The organism is Pseudomonas sp. X10 (assembly GCF_054889225.1).
Genome location: NZ_CM142677.1, coordinates 132,501 through 150,482 on the forward strand (window position 1 = coordinate 132,501; position 17,982 = coordinate 150,482).

At 61.1% G+C, this 17,982-nt stretch carries 12 protein-coding genes and 3 rRNA genes (1 of these 15 cut by a window edge); 5 read left to right on the forward strand and 10 right to left on the reverse strand.

What is annotated here, in order from left to right; all coding sequences use genetic code 11:
* The 3 genes from ACYU03_RS00635 to rrf (ACYU03_RS00645) form a co-directional block, all read left to right on the forward strand.
* Positions 1 to 1,351: ribosomal RNA gene (locus tag ACYU03_RS00635) — 23S ribosomal RNA — on the forward strand (it extends 1,539 nt beyond the left edge of the window).
* A 130-nt stretch (positions 1,352 to 1,481) separates the two neighbouring features.
* Positions 1,482 to 1,597: ribosomal RNA gene (gene rrf / locus ACYU03_RS00640) — 5S ribosomal RNA — on the forward strand.
* 110 nt (positions 1,598 to 1,707) lie between these two features.
* Positions 1,708 to 1,823 (forward strand): 5S ribosomal RNA (rrf, locus tag ACYU03_RS00645).
* 79 nt (positions 1,824 to 1,902) lie between these two features.
* Here rrf (ACYU03_RS00645) and ACYU03_RS00650 read toward each other — a convergent pair.
* The 9 genes from ACYU03_RS00650 to ACYU03_RS00690 form a co-directional block, all read right to left on the reverse strand.
* Entirely contained in the window at positions 1,903 to 3,096 is a 1,194-nt protein-coding gene (locus ACYU03_RS00650; RefSeq protein ID WP_461887608.1) for a PepSY-associated TM helix domain-containing protein, read from the reverse strand.
* A gap of 86 nt (positions 3,097 to 3,182) precedes the next feature.
* Entirely contained in the window at positions 3,183 to 5,552 is a 2,370-nt protein-coding gene (locus tag ACYU03_RS00655) for a TonB-dependent siderophore receptor (RefSeq protein ID WP_461887609.1), read from the reverse strand.
* A gap of 220 nt (positions 5,553 to 5,772) precedes the next feature.
* Positions 5,773 to 6,741, reverse strand: coding sequence for a FecR domain-containing protein (locus ACYU03_RS00660; RefSeq protein ID WP_461887610.1), 969 nt, complete (start codon positions 6,739 to 6,741; stop codon positions 5,773 to 5,775).
* A 4-nt stretch (positions 6,742 to 6,745) separates the two neighbouring features.
* Positions 6,746 to 7,249 (reverse strand): sigma-70 family RNA polymerase sigma factor, encoded by a 504-nt coding sequence (locus ACYU03_RS00665; protein WP_461887611.1) that lies wholly within the window; start codon positions 7,247 to 7,249, stop codon positions 6,746 to 6,748.
* A gap of 200 nt (positions 7,250 to 7,449) precedes the next feature.
* Positions 7,450 to 7,917: an SRPBCC family protein gene (locus ACYU03_RS00670; protein ID WP_461887613.1), complete on the reverse strand. Its 468-nt coding sequence runs from the start codon at positions 7,915 to 7,917 to the stop codon at positions 7,450 to 7,452.
* Positions 7,918 to 7,947: 30 nt separating this feature from the next.
* Positions 7,948 to 11,394 (reverse strand): amino acid adenylation domain-containing protein, encoded by a 3,447-nt coding sequence (locus tag ACYU03_RS00675; RefSeq protein ID WP_461887614.1) that lies wholly within the window; start codon positions 11,392 to 11,394, stop codon positions 7,948 to 7,950.
* 10 nt (positions 11,395 to 11,404) lie between these two features.
* Entirely contained in the window at positions 11,405 to 12,334 is a 930-nt protein-coding gene (locus ACYU03_RS00680) for a diiron oxygenase (protein ID WP_461887616.1), read from the reverse strand.
* Positions 12,331 to 13,107 carry a DUF3050 domain-containing protein gene (locus ACYU03_RS00685; RefSeq protein WP_461887617.1) on the reverse strand — a complete coding sequence of 259 codons (777 nt, stop codon included), beginning with the start codon at positions 13,105 to 13,107 and terminating at the stop codon, positions 12,331 to 12,333. The genes ACYU03_RS00680 and ACYU03_RS00685 overlap by 4 nt, the downstream gene beginning before the upstream one ends.
* Before the next feature lie 856 nt (positions 13,108 to 13,963).
* Positions 13,964 to 14,656: a GntR family transcriptional regulator gene (locus ACYU03_RS00690; RefSeq protein ID WP_461887619.1), complete on the reverse strand. Its 693-nt coding sequence runs from the start codon at positions 14,654 to 14,656 to the stop codon at positions 13,964 to 13,966.
* Between the two features lie 267 nt (positions 14,657 to 14,923).
* Here ACYU03_RS00690 and lapG point away from each other — a divergent pair, with 267 nt between their 5' ends.
* Together lapG and lapD are read left to right on the forward strand one after the other, a co-directional pair.
* Complete coding sequence (lapG, locus tag ACYU03_RS00695) at positions 14,924 to 15,601, forward strand: cysteine protease LapG (RefSeq protein ID WP_461887621.1); 678 nt, start codon at positions 14,924 to 14,926, stop codon at positions 15,599 to 15,601.
* A gap of 9 nt (positions 15,602 to 15,610) precedes the next feature.
* Positions 15,611 to 17,557 carry a cyclic di-GMP receptor LapD gene (gene lapD, locus ACYU03_RS00700; protein ID WP_461887623.1) on the forward strand — a complete coding sequence of 649 codons (1,947 nt, stop codon included), beginning with the start codon at positions 15,611 to 15,613 and terminating at the stop codon, positions 17,555 to 17,557.
* 12 nt (positions 17,558 to 17,569) lie between these two features.
* On the opposite strand, the gene ACYU03_RS00705 is transcribed toward lapD, so the two are convergent.
* Positions 17,570 to 17,911, reverse strand: coding sequence for a tryptophan synthase subunit beta (locus ACYU03_RS00705; RefSeq protein ID WP_461887624.1), 342 nt, complete (start codon positions 17,909 to 17,911; stop codon positions 17,570 to 17,572).
* Positions 17,912 to 17,982 lie beyond the last annotated feature (71 nt).

The following is a 17,982-nucleotide window of genomic DNA, read 5'->3' on the forward strand; positions in this document are numbered from 1 at the left end:
TGATGCCATGCTTCCAAGAAAAGCTTCTAAGCTTCAGATAACCGGGAACCGTACCCCAAACCGACACAGGTGGTTGGGTAGAGAATACCAAGGCGCTTGAGAGAACTCGGGTGAAGGAACTAGGCAAAATGGCACCGTAACTTCGGGAGAAGGTGCGCCGGTGAGGGTGAAGGACTTGCTCCGTAAGCCCATGCCGGTCGAAGATACCAGGCCGCTGCGACTGTTTATTAAAAACACAGCACTCTGCAAACACGAAAGTGGACGTATAGGGTGTGACGCCTGCCCGGTGCCGGAAGGTTAATTGATGGGGTTAGCTAACGCGAAGCTCTTGATCGAAGCCCCGGTAAACGGCGGCCGTAACTATAACGGTCCTAAGGTAGCGAAATTCCTTGTCGGGTAAGTTCCGACCTGCACGAATGGCGTAACGATGGCGGCGCTGTCTCCACCCGAGACTCAGTGAAATTGAAATCGCTGTGAAGATGCAGTGTATCCGCGGCTAGACGGAAAGACCCCGTGAACCTTTACTATAGCTTTGCACTGGACTTTGAATTTGCTTGTGTAGGATAGGTGGGAGGCTTTGAAGCGTGGACGCCAGTTCGCGTGGAGCCATCCTTGAAATACCACCCTGGCAACTTTGAGGTTCTAACTCAGGTCCGTCATCCGGATCGAGGACAGTGTATGGTGGGTAGTTTGACTGGGGCGGTCTCCTCCCAAAGAGTAACGGAGGAGTACGAAGGTGCGCTCAGACCGGTCGGAAATCGGTCGCAGAGTATAAAGGCAAAAGCGCGCTTGACTGCGAGACAGACACGTCGAGCAGGTACGAAAGTAGGTCTTAGTGATCCGGTGGTTCTGTATGGAAGGGCCATCGCTCAACGGATAAAAGGTACTCCGGGGATAACAGGCTGATACCGCCCAAGAGTTCATATCGACGGCGGTGTTTGGCACCTCGATGTCGGCTCATCACATCCTGGGGCTGAAGCCGGTCCCAAGGGTATGGCTGTTCGCCATTTAAAGTGGTACGCGAGCTGGGTTTAGAACGTCGTGAGACAGTTCGGTCCCTATCTGCCGTGGACGTTTGAGATTTGAGAGGGGCTGCTCCTAGTACGAGAGGACCGGAGTGGACGAACCTCTGGTGTTCCGGTTGTCACGCCAGTGGCATTGCCGGGTAGCTATGTTCGGAAGAGATAACCGCTGAAAGCATCTAAGCGGGAAACTTGCCTCAAGATGAGATCTCACTGGAGCCTTGAGCTCCCTGAAGGGCCGTCGAAGACTACGACGTTGATAGGTCGGGTGTGTAAGCGCTGTGAGGCGTTGAGCTAACCGATACTAATTGCCCGTGAGGCTTGACCATATAACACCCAAGCAATTTGCTGACGCAGATGGCGGTGGTGAAGACGCAACAGCCGAAGATTCGCAAAACCACAAATGCACATATCCGAATTGACTGGAGTGTCCAACAGGACGTTCTGGTAACAGAATTTCTTGACGACCATAGAGCATTGGAACCACCTGATCCCATCCCGAACTCAGCAGTGAAACGATGCATCGCCGATGGTAGTGTGGGGTTTCCCCATGTGAGAGTAGGTCATCGTCAAGATTCATTTCGCAAAACCCCTATCTGCGCGAGCAGGTAGGGGTTTTGTCTTTTAAGTAGAAGCATCAAGAATTCGCTGGCACGTCCAACCGACGGTCCGGCACATAGAATTTCTTGACGACCATAGAGCATTGGAACCACCTGATCCCATCCCGAACTCAGCAGTGAAACGATGCATCGCCGATGGTAGTGTGGGGTTTCCCCATGTGAGAGTAGGTCATCGTCAAGATTCAAATCCAAAACCCCTGTCTGCGCTGCAGACAGGGGTTTTGTCTTTCTGGGCTATGGGTAGGGTTGCACGCAGTCCATCAGCCAACTCGATCAGGCCCCACCTTGCGCAACCGCCCACTGCGCCGAGCCTGCAGCTTGCGCCACCAGATATACACCCCAGTGATGGACAGTACCGTGATCACTACACCGAGCACGGCAATCAGAACCTGCCCGGTGGTGCCGATGATCCGCCCGCCATGAATAGGCAACTGCAAGCGGTAGAACTGTTCGCCCAAGGTGCCTTGCCCGGCGATCTCCTGGCCCAGCAAGCGTCCGTCGGTACCATGGAAGAACAACCATGACTTTCCATGGGTATCGGTATCGTGTTGGCCGAAACCGGCGCCATAGAAGTTGTACTCGAAGCTGTAGTACAGCTCCCCGATAGGTGCGGTCAGGCCCAGCCTCCGGCCTTCCTCCTGCGCGCGCTGATAGGCCTGTTGGTAGGTCAGCAGGGTTTCTCCCAGTTTTTCCTTGGGCATCGTGCCACGGGCCTCATAGACGCTGGGCTCGACGGGTGAGAAGAGGGATACGGCTGGCTTGAACACCTGGGCGGGCAGGTTCATGGCGACACTGCTGATCGCCACTGGCAGCAGCAACAACCACAACCAGAGTCCACTGGCCCTATGGATATCCATGTTCAGGCGGTAGGGGTGGCCACCCTTGATCTTCCAGGCTGTCGCCCACTTGTGCCAGAACGGCCGGCTTCGTGGCAGGGTCAGCAACACCGCGATGAAGCAATCCAGTACCCAGAGGATAGCTACGACGCCCATCAGCAGGATGCCCCAGTTGCCCGGCAGGGTGAGGCTGTAATGCAGTTCCAGGATGAATGGCATGAAGTTCTCCCGGCTGAAGCAGCATTCGCCCCAATAACGCTGCCCGAGCGTCTCACCGCTGACCGGGTCGAGGTAGAACACTGTGTTCTTTTCTGCATACGGCTCGCCGCTGTCAGGGTCATTGCGCGGCACCATGGCCAGCAGCGCGGAGTGCCCGGCCTCCTGTGGATATTCCATGTACCAGGCCTGCAGGCGCGGATGCTCGGCCTGTAACTTATCCACAAGCGTGCCCGGTTGCTGACGCTCGCCTACCGCGGGGGCGTTGTAGAACGAAGGATTGAGCCACTCATCGAGCTCGTGGTGAAAGGCCAGCACACTGCCGGTGAGACCTGCCAAGGCTAGGAACACTGCAGTGACTAGGCCCAGGTAGCGGTGCAGGAGGACATAGAGTTGACGCATCTTTCAGGGCTCCACGAAAAGTCGCCAGAAACGAAAAAGCCAGCCTCTGGAATCAGGGGCTGGCCTTGTAGGTGCCGTTGGCAGACTTAGAACTGGTAGCTGACCGTGGCGCTGACATTGCGCTCTTCACCCATGTAGCAGTAGTTCAGGCTGGCACAGGAGGTGATGTAGGTTTCGTTGGTCAGGTTGTTGGCATTCAGGCGCACGTCGACACCCTTGAGCCCGACCTTGCCCAGGTCATAGCCGATTGACGCATCGAACAGGGTGTAGGAGGGCACCTTCATGCTGTTTTCCGCATCGACCCAGCTGTACCCCACATAGCGCACGCCGCCACCCAGGCGCAGTCCATCGAGCGCACCCTGGTGGAAGTTGTAGTCGGCCCACAGGGAGAACATCTGCTTCGGCGCCTGGGTTGGCGAGTTGCCCTTGTTGTCGAGGTCGCCCGATACCAGGCTGGGCATCGTCTTGGAGTACTCGATATCGGTGAAGGTATAGCCACCCAGCAGCTTCAGGTTGTCATTGACCTGGACATGGGCCTCCAGCTCCAGGCCTTGGGAGCGAACCTGGCCGACCGGACGGTAGAAGTCTTCGTCAGGCTGCTTGGAGGCGAGGTTTTCCTGTTCGATGCGGAACACCGATGCGGTGAAGAGGTTGTCGGTACCCGGCGGCTGGTATTTGAGACCGGCTTCCCACTGAGTGCCCTCGGTCGGGGCCAGCGGGCGACCGCTCTGGTCAGAAACGGTGTTCGGATTGAACGACTCGGAATAGCTGATGTAGGGCGCGATGCCGTTCTCGAAGAGGTAGAGGACACCGGCACGCCCGGTCAGCTTGGTGCGGTCGTCGCTGACGCGGGTGTCGGTGTCACGATTTTCCTCGGACACCTTCACCCAGTCCTGGCGAACGCCAAGCGAGAAGCGCCATTGGTCCAGTTCGATCAGGTCCTGGAGGTAAACGCCGGTCTGTTGCAGGCGGCGCAGGTAATTATTCTCCCCAAGCACCTGCAGGTTGCCATTGCCGTACTGCGGGTTACCAGCATCCAGCGGGTCGACTGTGCCATAGCGCCAGCTCACATCCGCCTTGCGCCGTTGATAGTCAGCACCCAGCAGCAAGGTGTGCTTGGCGGAGCCGGTGAAGAATTCGGCTTGTAGCATGTTGTCGATGATGAACGAATGCAGGCGCTCGTCGCCGCCGGTGTAGGCGCGGTTCAGGATATTGCTGGTCGCATCGGCCCAACCAGCCGAGTAGACCTGGTCCATCGACACATCGGAGTCCTGATAGCGGAAGTTCTGGCGGGCAGTGAAGACATCGTTGAAGCGATGTTCGAACTGGTAGCTGAACGATTGCTGGGTACGCTCATAGTTGTCGATCCCCGGTTCACCTTCGAAGAAGTGGTCGGACAGGCGCAGGCCATTGCGTTTGTGCAGGGCGCCATCGGCAGGGTTACCGCCGTGGTAGCCGCCATTGGGGTCGTGCTGAAGGTAGGCCTGCAGGGTCAGCGAGGTGTCTTCTGTGAAGTCGATGCTGATGGCCGGCGCGATGGCGTAGCGTTCTTCCTTGGTGTGATCGAACTGCGTGTCGGAAGAGTCTGCGAGACCGGTCAGGCGGTAGGCGATGCGTTTGTCGTCATCCAGCGGTCCGCTGAAGTCAAAGCCCATTCCGCGTTGGCCCTGGGTGCCGACCGTGGCCTGGATCTGATGGAAGGGATCGAACAGCGGCTTCTTGGTGGTCAGTGCTACCAAGCCACCCGGCGAGCTGCGACCATACAGAACCGACGAGGGGCCCTTGAGGACATCGATGCGCTCAAGGAAGTATGGGTCAACCTGCATGGTGCTGTAGGTCCCGTTGTCACCCATGGACTTGAGGCCATCCAGGTAGATGTTATCCACAGAGCCATCGTTGAAGCCGCGCATGGCCACATAGTCATAACGGTGGGTCGCGCCATAGGGGTTGGTCAGCACGCCTGGGGTGTAGCGCATGGCCTGGGCGACGGTCTGCGAGCCTTGGTCGTCCATCTGTTGACGGGTAACTACCGAGACCGACTGCGAGGTTTCCACCAGCGCGGTACTGGTCTTGGTGGCGATCTGGCTGTGAGTAGCGTTGTAGCCCTCCGTGCTGCCCAAGGCGTTGCCGAGGGTGAAGCCGCGTACATCGGTGCTGGGCAGCGAAAGGGCTGCGTCTTCGGACAAGGGGCGCAGGACATAGCTGCTGCCATCCTGGCTTACCGCCTCGAGGCCCGTGCCATTGAGTAGTTGGCGCAGAGCCTGGTCCGGCGCGTAGTTGCCGTTGAGGCCGGGGGATTGCAGATTGCCGGTCAGTTGCGGCGTGCTCGACAGCGTGATCCCCGCCTGACGTGCAAACTGGTTGAGCACATCGTTCAGGTTGCCGGCAGGGATCGAGTACTGCTGGCTTGCCCCAACGGGTTCAGCAGCATGAGCCAGCATCGGCACGCTGCCCATCCCCAGCGCTGTGCCGAGGAGGGCGGCGCGGACTGCCTTGCCAAGGCGTCCTGAATCTAAGGAAGGTTGAAAATCATTCTTCTTGTTGCGGAGCAGCTGGGGTGATGCGCTGGGCATGGATAGGGTCCGTCGAGTCGGTAAGGGCAGAAGGAGTCGCTTACTGTCCTAGCCGGACTCACAGGCAAAACCCGCCAAAAAATCTGCGCTGGGCTAAAAAGAGTCAGGCCAGCCGTTCCAGGCGGACCCACCAGCGGGTGCGGTAGCTGATCCTGACCGGCAAGGTCTGCGGTAGCAACTGCAGCAGTTTGTCGGTGTCCTCCAGGCGGAACACCCCAGACAGCCGCAGGTTGGCGATCTCGTCGCTGCATCCGAGGTAACCGTGGCGGTAACGGCCTACCTCGGAGAGGAAGTCCCTCAGGCGCATGTCGCGGGTAACGATCAACCCCTCGGTCCAGGCCCCAGCATCCATATTGGTCTGTTCCCGTAGATGCACGCCGCTGGCATCCAGGCGGTAGGCCTGACCTTCACCTATCCATTGCAGCAGGCCATTGCCAGGCTGGTGGATGGCCACCTTGCCCTGGTTGACGCTGACCTGCGTACAGTCGGTGTCCTGGCGGACCACAAAGCGTCGGCTGAAGCCTTCGAGCAAGGCATCACGGGTCTGCACCAGCAGGGGGTGGCCGTTGCCCGGGGCTTCACTGCAGGTGAGCATCATCTCTCCATGCTTGAGGCGGATGAGCCGTTGCCGCTCATTGAAGGCCAGGTCCACGGCGCTGTGGGTATTGAGTTGCAACAGTGAACCGTCCGGCAGGCGGAAGCTGCGCCGTTCGCCGGTGCCGGTGGCGTAGTCCGAGGTCCAGGCGCTGATGGTATCCAGGTCCTTGCCCAGCCATGCGGCCGACCCGAGTAGGGTGAAGGTGCCGAGCAGTTTCAAAGCTTGGCGGCGGTGCAGGCGTTGCTGGCTGGTCTCAAGGGTTTGCAGGGCCACGCCGGCACCGGGGATGGCGCGCAGGTTGAGTTCTTGGTGCAGGCCCTGGACCCGCTGCCAGGCCAGCTCGTGGTCGTGATGGGCGCTGCGCCACTGTTCGCACTGCTGTCGCAGCTTGGCGTTGTTGCCGTTTTCGCGCAGCTTGAGCATCCAGTGGATGGCCTGCTTGACCACCGGTGGCGCGGGGTTGCTGGTGCTCATCGGATCAGGGTTCGCCTTCGTAGCGCAGCAGGTAGCAATGGTAAAGCGCGTCGGCCACGTAGCGTTCCACGGAGCGCAGAGAAATGCCCATCTGCTCGGCGATAGCCTTGTGAGTCAGCCCCTCGCATTGGGCCAGCAGAAAGGCACGGCGCACTTTGGGCTTGAGGCCATCGAGCATCTGCGCGATACGCTCGAGCAGCTCCAGCAACACTTCGCGGGTTTCCGTAGAAGGGGCCTCGGCTTCCGGCAGATGAGCCAGGGCTTCGAGGTAGGCGCGGTGCAGCTCCTCTCGACGCCAGTGGTCGATGACCAAGCCACGGGCGACGGTGCGCAGAAATGCCCGAGGCGCAGTGAGCTCCGGATGTTCACGTCGCTGCAACAGGCGCACGAAGGTGTCCTGGGCCAGGTCCGCGGCATCGGCGGAGTTACCCAGCTTGCTGCGCAGCCAACTGTGCAGCCAGCCGTGGTGATGACTGTAGAGCGTATGCACGGAGTCTTGAGAGGGCATGACGGTGCGCTGTGGTTAAAGGGTATAAATGATAATTAGTCTCATTGTTTGCGGGCTGGGAATATTTTGCAACTGTTCAGTGAGCTCTTGCATCGAGTCCCGAGAATGGGCCGGGACAAGCAATACATCGCTTGCCCCAACCACATGCCCCAATATCTGAGGCGACACTGAACCTGCGGAGTCTGGCTGCCCCAGGAGGCCTAGCTCAGTAGGTTGCGCACGTTGCTCATCGCTTCATCGGCAAAGCCCTGCAGGAACGCCTGGAATCCGGGCATGGCCTCGGCGCCGCCTTCCCAAGGTTCGGCCTGGATGGTCCAGGTGGCACGGCTGTGTGTGGCGTCGATGGCCTCGACCTGCATGGCCGCCCACAGGTTGCCGATGTTCAGGCTGGTGTAGATCAGGCTCCAGGTCATGGTCATGGCCTGTTCGTCACGGGAATTGAGCTGTTCGATGACCACATTGCCGTCTTTGAACAGTTTCTTGCGCACCGAGCGCACGCCGCTGCCGGTCATGTCGATATGGGCTAGGGCCGGGATGAATACCGGGAAACCAGCGAAGTTACCGACGATGTTCCATACGCTGGTGGCCGTGGCGGGAATCTCGACGCTGGACACCACCTGACAGCCTTCGGGGTTGCGGACCAGGGTATCGGGTTTGAGTGCTTGCATGTTTTGACGCTCCTCTGTGGATAAAAACATTCAGATGAAACCGATGTCGCTCAGGTACCGGCAGCCGCGCTGCAGTAGCTCCGGGGTCTTGGCGGGGTAGTGGGTTCCCATGCGCTCGACTCCGGCACGGGCATTGCCATGTGCGATGGTGGAGATGTCGCCGATGTCCTCCTCGAAGCCGTCCAGGTAGAACCCCAGGACGTCGAACAGGGCGTTGTCGCGGTCGACCCGCCCGAGCATGCGTTGCCATTGCTCGACACTGACCAGCTCGAAGGCATGCCCTTGCTCGCGGAAGGCCGCCAGGTAGTCACGCCAGCGCAGCGGCTCAGGGTTGTGCAGGTTGAAGACGTTCTGCCCAGGCAGGTGCCGACTGGCGTGGAAGGCGATGAAGCGGGCGAGGAAGTCCACCGGCATCAGGTCGAAGTCGATCTCCAGGTCTGGCACCTGGCCCAGTTGCAGCGAGCCTTTGAGCATCAGCATCAGGCGATTGCGCTGGGGTTGGCAGACACCGTTGCGGCTGTCGAACGTGATGTTCCCGGGGCGGAACAGGTTGACCCACACCCCCTGGCCGCGGGCACGCTGAAGGATGCGTTCGCCGGCCCATTTGCTCAGGTTGTAGCCGTTGCGGATGTAGATGGGGGGCGTCGCTACTGGGTCCTGTTCGAGCACCCGCCCTTCAGGATCCACGGCGCTGCAGGCCGATAAGGTCGAGACGAAATTGAAGATCTTCTTGCGCTGGCCTTCGCACAGGCGCAGGCATTCGAACAACGGTTCGATGTTGTCGGCGGCGAGAGCCTGGTAGTCCAGCACATGGTTGACCTGGGCGGCGTTGTGCAGCAGCGCGCCATATTCGCGGTCCAGATAGTCGTAGTCCGACGCTGCCAGGCCCAGGCGTGGCAGGCGCAGGTCGGCGTCGAATACCCGCACCCGGCTCTGGTCGATCTCCAGGCGGTTGTCCGCCACAGCCTGGTTGAATCGTTCGGCGGCGCTCTGGGTGGCGCTGCGCCGAACCAGGCAGGCTACCTCGCTGGCCCCCCAATCCAGCAACGCCTCGACCAGATGCACACCGAGGAAGCTGTTGGCGCCAGTGACGATCACCTTGTGCACATCGCCCAGGCGGTCGAGGGGCAGCACGGTCAGGCTCAGGTCACGATTGGCGTCCTGCTCCAATCTAGCCAGGGGTGTTTCCAGCTCGTCGCCGGTACCGTCGAGCAGGGTGGCCAAGCGCTGCAGGGTCGGCTGTTCGATGAAGCGGTTGATTGCCACGCCGCGGCCGAATTGCTGGCGAACTTCCAGCAACAGGCGCGACAGCAGGATCGAATGGCCTCCGAGGTTGAAGAAGCTGTCATCGCTGGAGATGTCCGTCTCCGGCAGCTCCAGCAGTTCACCCCAGAGCGTGCACAGGTGTCGCTCCGTAGCCGTGGCGGGCACTACACGTCGGGCCGCTGGCAGCCGCTCCAGCGGCCTCGCCAGCAGGGCCTGACGGTCGACTTTGCCGTTGACCGTGCAAGGCATCTGCGCCAGCACTTGGTAGAGGCTGGGGCGCATGTAGTCGGGCAACTGCTGTTCGGCATAACGGCGCAAGGCTGCTTGCGCATCGGTCTGGCTAGGCTGGGCGACGAATGCCAGGACCCGCCGTTGGGCATCGATGACCACGGCCACCTGGGCGAACAGCCGGCTGCTGCGCAAGCAGTGCTCGATTTCCTCCGGCTCGACCCGGAAACCGCGGATCTTCACCTGGTTGTCCCGGCGTCCGCAGAGTTCGAGGCCATCCTCCGTCCACTTGCCGATATCCCCCGTGCGGTAGGCACGAAGGGATTGCCCATCCGGTAACGTTAGGTCGATGAAGCGCTCTGCGGTCAATTGTGGATTGTTCAGGTAGCCGAGCCCGACGCCTGGCCCTGCGATGTACAGCTCTCCTGGCGTCTGTTCGGGTACCGGTTGCAGGTGCTGGTCGAGGATCAGCACTTGGCTGTTGGCAATCGGCCTGCCGATGTTGCGGTTGCTGTCACCCTGGGCGAACACCCGGGTGGTGGCCAGCACCGTGGTTTCGGTCGGGCCATAGATGTTGTGCATCTGGCACTGGTTGGCCAGGCGGGCGATGACCTCTGGTTCGCAGACATCCCCTCCGGTGACCAGGTGGCGCAGGCCCAGGTGTTCGTCACGCGGCAGGACGCTCAGCAAGGCCGGCGGCAGGAACGCATGGCTGACCTCCTGGCGGTGGATCAGCGCCACCAGTTGCTGTGGATCGCGGCGCTGGTTCTCGCTGGGGATCACCAATTCGGCGCCACAGGCGAAGGTCGGCAGGATGTCGAGCAGGGAGGCGTCGAAGCCGATGGTGGAGAACTGCAGCACCCGGCTGTGGTTGTTCAGTGCGACATGCTCGGTGTACCAGGCCACGAAATGACTGAGGTTGTGCCGGCTGAGCAACACGCCCTTGGGTGTCCCGGTCGTGCCGGAGGTGTAGATGGCCACGCAAGGGGCATCGGACCTGGCCGGGTGCTGCCGTAGGCTGGGCTGCAGTCCAGCCTCGGCCGGTAGCAGCTGGCGCAGGTCCACGGCTGGCAGGCCCGGACTGGGCTGGCCGTCATGCAGCAGGACGCAGGCGCCGGCGCCGGCGTCGTCGAGGATGCGCTGGCAGCGCTCGGCCGGGGTGGCCGGGTCCAGGGGCAGGTAGACGGCCGCACAGCCAAGCACCGCCAGCAGGCTGGCGTAGAGCGCAGGTGATTTACCCACGCACACGGCGACCACCGGCACGCTACCGCCAGTGTCCGGTAGCAGCGGCAGGAGGACACGCTGGATAGCGGCGGCCAGGGCGTGCAATTGCCTGTAGTCCAGGCGCTGCCCATCCAGATTGAGCGCCGGTTGCCCGGCGAATGTCCGCAGGCTCTGCTCCAGGCGCTCCACCAGGCAGGTATTGGCCTGTTCCCGCAGGTGTGGCCGGGCTGTCTGGTTGAACGGATGCCGCCAGGCCAAGGGCTCCAGCCAATCCAGAGCCCATTCACGTTCCTGGGCGCCGGGGCTCACAGCCGGTCGCTGTTGCAGGTACTGCGGATTGCGCGCAAAGCGAGTGACCAGCTGGGCCAGCAGGTCGCGCAAGGCCTGCACGGCGTTATGGCGCAATTGCTGGCCGTTGCCCGAAGCTGACACTTCGACGGGCACGCGTTCGATCAGGCGCTGGGCACTCGCATTGCCGTACCAGCACAGGGCTTCCAACGTGGGCAGGGTCGTGTCATCGGCGGTGCTGGCGCCAAGGCGCAGGCTCAGCAGAGGCGTATCTGCCAGCGAGCGCCAGTCGCTGGCGGGCAAGTCCAGGCTGCCGTCTTCGATCACCAGGTGTCGGGCAGGGGGCAACAGTTGTTGCTGAGTCTCGCGGCACCGGGCGTGAGCCACACCGTGGCCGTGCTCATCGAGCATCTGGTAGAGCAGGTCCAGGGCAGGACTGCTGCCCACCAGCAGGATGTCGAGGCGTCTCATGGTGGTCTCCTCAGGGCAGGTAGTCGCTCAGCGCGTCCTGTATGCAGGCTGATTCGAGCATCGAGCTGCTGCGCAAGAAGCGCAGGATGTTGCCCAGTAGTGGGTGCTGATGGTTGATCGGGTAGGCCAGCCCCTGGACCTCCTCCCGCAGTGCATGGCGCACGGAGTCGGCCACCGGCAGCGCCTGGATCAGGGTGGCGTCAAAGGCCTGCTGGATGTCGTTGGTCAGGTACTGGCCGAGGAACACCGGCAGGACACGGGCGATAGCCGCACGTTCGTCCTGCGCCGCCGCTTGCCAGTAGATGCGCGTCAGGCGTGCCCAGAAGCTGGAGTGGCGCCCTTCATCGAGCAGATGGTCAGCCATCAGGCCTTTAACCGAGGGCTTGACCGAGTCGTCCCGGGCAAAGGCCGCGACGTCGTCGGTCAGGGTGTTTTCGGCAATGCCCACGCAGATCAGCTCCAACGCATCGCGCAGGGCTTCCGGTACTTGCGCGAGGGCGGTGGGAATCGCCCGGCTGAGCTCGATCTCGTCCGGCAAGGCGATCGGCTGGATGCCAGTCAGGGCGATGGTCTGTTGCAGGAAGTCCATGGCCACCAGGGCGTGGTAATCCTCGTCCACTACCACGGTCATGGCGTCATAGCGGCAGGCAAAGGGGAAGCGCACGGCGAAGCGGTCCTTGGCGATCCGCCGGGCGGTGCGGTCGACGATTTCGGTCTCGAAGATCACCACGTCATTGATGAACTTGTAGAGGCTCTGCACCAGTACGAAGTCGCGCAAGTGCGGGCACTCACGCTGGAAGGTCGCGCCGAGCACCAGCGGTTGGCGGCTGAGTGGGTAGATCAACCGCTGATCGTCTTCGACCATGCGGCGAGGCCGGGTGCGGATGGTGGCGCGCTCTTCCCAGGCGTCGGCGAATGAACGGTAATCGCTGGCGTTCATGGGGTGACCTCGGCGACTTGTGCCTGCAGGGCCGCGCGCAGGCGGTCCCACAGGGCCATGCGGCTGTCCACGGCGGCGATGGCGGCCTGGTACACCTCCTGTTCGCGCACCGGGTCATGGTTGACTAAGCGCGCCAAGAGTTGCTCCGCGGCCGGGCCGTGGTCCTCGGCGTCGACTTCGATGTGTCGTTGCAGGTAGTAGCGGAAGGTCGGCGCCTGCTCGGCACCGATTCCCCAGGCGTCGAGGATTTGCTGGAACATCAGTGGAATCACGCTTTCGCGGCCATGCAGAAAGGCTGCGGCGACACGGTGCGCCGGTTCATCGAGCGCCACTTGCAGGGTCTCGCAGACGAAATGCCGTGCTGCCTCACTGGCGCCAGCACGATCCAGGGCGCTGGCGTAGTCCACGCCTTGCTGCTGCAGGTTGACGAACTGTTCGATGGCGCGGGTGCTGGCGCCGACCTCGCGCATGGCATCCAGGTACAGCTCGAAATGGCTGTAATGGCCATGCTCCAGGCGGTCATCGGTTTCTTCACCCAGGACGATCTCGTTGATCAGGCGAGCGGCCGCGGGGTCGGCAGGTGGCAGCCAAGGTAACTGCACGCAAGTCAGTTCTTGTTGCAAGCGCTTGGTCAGCGACATGAAATCCCAGACGGCGAATACATGGGTTTCCATGAATTGGCGAAGAACCGGTAGCGAATCGATCTCGGTAAATACCGGGTGCCGGGAAAGCTCCAGCTTCTTTGCTGAAAGTGTGCTCTTCAATGTGCTCATGTCGATTTCCGTTATGGGCTGAGTTCGGGTTGTTTTCGTCCGCACGGTTGTATCCGAAGTTTCTTGTGGTCGAGCAGCGACCTCGATGGAAACCTCGATGTGTTTGAGGATTACGGGCGGCCAGGCGCCAGTGTGCGAATGCTGGAAATGTGCATGTCGCAGCGTGAGTGCGGCTGGCGTTTAAAAACTAGAACAGTTTGGAAGTTGGCTGCAATGACTTTTTTATTGTTTTTTTAGTTGCATGTTTTTTGGGTGTGAAGTGTGCTTTTAAAACTTTATTGAGCAGTTTTATTTAAAAACAGATACTCCTTCCGATAAGTAACTATCAGAAAAAACAACGAAGGAGTGAATGCCTCACTCGGAGCACTGGTGAACGGTAATTGGGGTATTCGGCTATTCAGGGGCAGCTGATCGACATCGGTCCTTGCCCGTTGGCAGGCTCCTTCCATTGGGTTTTTGACAAGCAGCCGACCAGGCCCGCCCGGAGGCGATCAGCGGTCGTTGCGGGGCTAAGAGTGTGCCCAAAAGACGGGCGCCGCCATGTGCTGGCAGAAATCGGCATCATTGGAGCGCCTGCTGCGGGGGCAGTTCAGAGGCTCAGCAAGGCAGGGGTATTGAAGGTTCCCATCAGCCGTTGGTTCATATGAAGGGCATCGGCGTCAGCCTGGTCAGCTCCAGTGTGCGGCCGGTAAACGTGTGCCAACCCAGTATCCGTTGCAAGGAATGGGGCGGCTGCACCTTGAGTCCAGCTTCGAAAGCGCCTGTCGCAAGTAGAAACAAATAAGTGAGGTGTTTGCGCCGGTACAACGCCTCTGTCAGGTGTGTTACTTCATAGGCCATATGGGCGCCAATGAATTCACCTTGCCGACTGCTTGTCCAGATAGCTCCTGATCGCCACTGCGGCATTGCTCAGGTGGCGCTCCAGTACCTTGACGGCCTCGTCCACCAGTTTGTCGCTTGCCGCATCGACCAGTGCGTTGTGGTCGTCCTGGGTCAGCTTGCCCAGGCCCATCGAGGAGAGGTGAAAGCGCAGGAAGCGCTCTTCCTCGTTGAGTTCGTTCTCGATCAGACGCAGCAGCTTCTGGTTTGGCGCCTTGCGGTAGAGGCTCATGTGAAACAGGCGGTTGAGACGACCGATCTCGGCGTGTCGGGTTTCGTGCTCCAACAGGCTGATATAGCCGCGGGCCTGGGCAATGTCGTCAGCGTCCAGCAGGGGAATCGACTGGCGCAGGGCCTCGGATTCGAGAAGTATCCGCAGGGCATAAGTGTCGACCGCATCTTCCCCTATCAGTGGTGCGACCACCGCCCCCTTGTGCATCACCACTTCCAACAGAGACTGCGCTTCGAGCTGACGCAGCGCCTCACGCACTGGCATGCGGCTGACGCCAAACAGGGTGGCCAGCTCCTGCTGCCTCAGGGCCGTGCCAGGGGGTAGACGGCCATCGAGGATTGCACTGCGCACCCGCTCTTCGATCACGCTGCGTGCAAGGTGCGGCGGGACCTGCTCACTGCCCAGTACAGCGCTCAAGAGTTTGGTTTTTACGGCCACGCGAAAGTCTGCCCTGATGATGTTGGAACGTATTATTGGATCCAATAACCCTAGTAACTAGGACCGGTAATTGTCAAACAGACATTTTGTCACGTCGCGGATAGATCGTGAACGAAGTCGAGGGTGAGGAGAAGCGCGTGGACCATTGCGGGTTGGCCAGTCATCGGCTTCCATGATTGCAAAGTGTCATTGTCTTTTCCCCTGGCAGTGCGCAACATCGGGTTTTCCACGGGGCTGCGCGGGCTCATCACAGTGGTGATTCATTGGATGCTCCAAGTGACCGTGTGTCGTCTCGGTCTAGCCGTGCTGCTGGGCTGCCTCTTGCTGGGTGGTTTGCACGCGGACTGGGACTTTTCCCAAATCAGCCGGCGCGCGCAATCGCTCTATGGCCCATTGGGCGAAGGGCAGGCGCGTATCGATGCCTGGCAGAACCTCATGGCTACGCACAAGGGGGGGAACGATCTGGAGCGCCTGTGGGCGGTCAACCAGTTCTTCAACCAGCAACTGCGCTACACAGAGGACATCGACCTCTGGCACGAAGTCGACTACTGGGCCACGCCGATCCAGTCGCTGATCAAAGGCGCCGGAGACTGCGAGGACTATGCCATCGCCAAGTACTTCAGCCTGCGCCGCATGGGCATACCCAGCGAGAAGCTGCGGATCACCTACGTCAAAGCCTTGCGCCAGAACCGCGCGCACATGGTCCTGACCTATTATTCAAGCGCTGAGGCCATGCCGCTGGTCCTCGACAGCCTGATGGAGGCCATCGAGCCTGCCAACCAGCGCCAGGACCTGTTGCCGGTATATGCCTTCAACGGTGAAGGCCTGTGGCTCACGGGTTCGTCGGGCAACAGGAAGGTCGGCGATACCAAGCGCCTGTCGCGCTGGCAGGCCCTGCTGAAGAAAATGCGGGCCGAAGGGTTCCCGGCCGAACCGGTTTACTGAGGAGCACAAATGTCATTGTTCAAACAATTGCTGCTTGCCATTTGCCTGTTCCTGGTCGTTGCCTTCAGCGGCAGTTTCATGGTCAGTCTGGAAAGCTCACGCAGCCAGTATGTCAACCAGTTGCGCTCGCATGCCCAGGATGCGGCGACGGCTCTGGCTCTGTCACTGACACCGAACATCGACGACCCGGCCATGGCCGAGCTGATGGTCAGTTCGATCTTCGACAGTGGCTATTACTCGAGCATCAAGGTCATCGACCTCGGCTCGGACACTGTGCTGGTCGAGCGCCATGCCCAGCCCGACAGCAGCGGGGTGCCGGGCTGGTTCGTCCAGATGATCGGCCTGGAGGCGGCGGGGGGAGACGCGATTGTCAGCCGTGGTTGGCAGCAGGCGGCGCGGGTGGAGGTGATCAGCCATCCGATGTTCGCCGTGGCCAAGCTCTGGCAGAGCGCACTGGGTAGCCTTGGCTGGTTGCTGCTATGCGGCGTGGTGAGCGCGGTGCTGGGTGCCCTGTTGCTGCGCCGGCAACTCAGGCCGCTGGATTACATGGTGGCCCAATCTCACGCCATTGCCCGCCGTGAATTCCTCAGCCTGCCCGAGTTGCCGCGCACACCTGAGTTGCGGCGCGTGGTGCAGGCTATGAACCAAATGGTCGAGAAGCTCAAGGCCCTGTTCAAGGATCAGGCCGAGCGCAGTGAGAAACTGCGGGCCGAGTCCTATCAGGACAGTCTCACGGGGTTGGCCAACCGCCGTTATTTCGAGATGCAGCTCAATGCCCAGGTGAGCAATCTCGAAGAGGCGCGTGCCGGGTACTTGCTGCTGTTGCGGGTCAGGGATCTGGCCGGCCTCAACGCGCGCCTTGGCGGTCAGCGCACCGACCAACTGCTGCAGGAGATCGGCCAACAATTGCAGCGCACCTGCGCCAGCTATCCCGAGACCAACAACCTGATCACCCGCAGCCGCGGCGGCGAATTCGCCGTGTTGGCGCCGGGCATGGTTCATGACGACGCCGTGCGGCTGGCCCAGGCCTTGGAGGCGAGCCTGGAGAGTTTGCAGGAAACCGGTGCCAGCGATGTCAGCCCAGTGGGCTGCATCGGCCTGTCATCCTACAGCCCCGGCGATGCCCCTGAGGTGCTGTTGAAGCGGGCCGACGAGGCCCTGGCCCGGGCCGAAAGCCAGGCTGAGCCGGGCTGGGCGTGCCTGGAGCAGGGGGGCGCGACGCAGGCCGCCGACAGCCATCACGAGTGGCACAACCGGCTCGACCAGGCACTGGTCAGGGGGCAGTTCCGTTTGTTCTTCCAGCCAGTGGTCGACTGCAACGCACCTGGGGAGGTGTTGCACTACAAGGTGATCTCACGTCTGGACGATGAACAGGGCGAAGTCCTGGCGGCTGGGCGCTTCCTACCTTGGCTGGAGCGCTTTGGCTGGTCATCGCGGCTGGACTTGCTGATGCTCGAGCAAGTGCTCAGGCACCTCCAGAGCCATAGCGAATCGCTGGCGCTGAACCTGTCGGCCGCGACCTTGGCCGATTCCGCGGCATTGCAGCGGGTCTATGAGCTGTTGGAGCAGCACAGGGCGCTGGGCCCCCGTCTGACACTGGAGATCGGCGAAGAGCAGTTGCCGGAGCAGCCTGCCTTGGAACAGTTGACCCGGCGTCTGCGCGCCCTGGGCTTCAGCCTGGCCCTGCAGCGCTTCGGTGGCCGTTTTAGCATGATCGGAAATCTTGCCCACCTGGGCCTGGCCTACTTGAAGATCGACGGCAGTTACATCCGCAATATCGATCAGGAGGGGCACAAGCGCCTGTTCATCGAGGCGGTCCAGCGCGCCGCGCATAGCATCGATCTGCCGCTGATCGCGGAGCGGGTAGAGACCGAGGGGGAGCTCAGGGTATTGCGGGAAATGGGCATACAGGGTGTCCAGGGGCAGCTGGTCGGTGAACCTGCCGCCTGGCACTGACGGTGGAGCGGTTCAGATCAGGCCAGGGTCTTCATCTTCGTCGATCAGGTTGTTCAACCCACCCAGGGCTTCACGCGCGCTTGAGCGGCTGAGCAGCTTGGCCTGGGCGTCGGCGGGCAGGTCGGTGATGCTGATCACACCCTTGGCCGTCAGCACCTCGATCAAATCCTCGAGCACACGGATCATGTCCAGGTCGCTCTGCTTGAGCTGCTTCAGGCTGCTCTCGACGGCGTCATTGGCAAACCATGCCTGGATCTCGGCGTTATCGGCCGAGAGCATTTCCGTGTACTCGGCATAGGGTGCTGCCTCTACCCGGAGCAACTGACCCTTCGTGTCGCGTTGCACATAGAACATCGGCGTTCTCCCTCGTCACGATCAAGCTGTCTTGGTAGGCAGCAGCATAGGCTGATTTCCGCTTTTCCAGA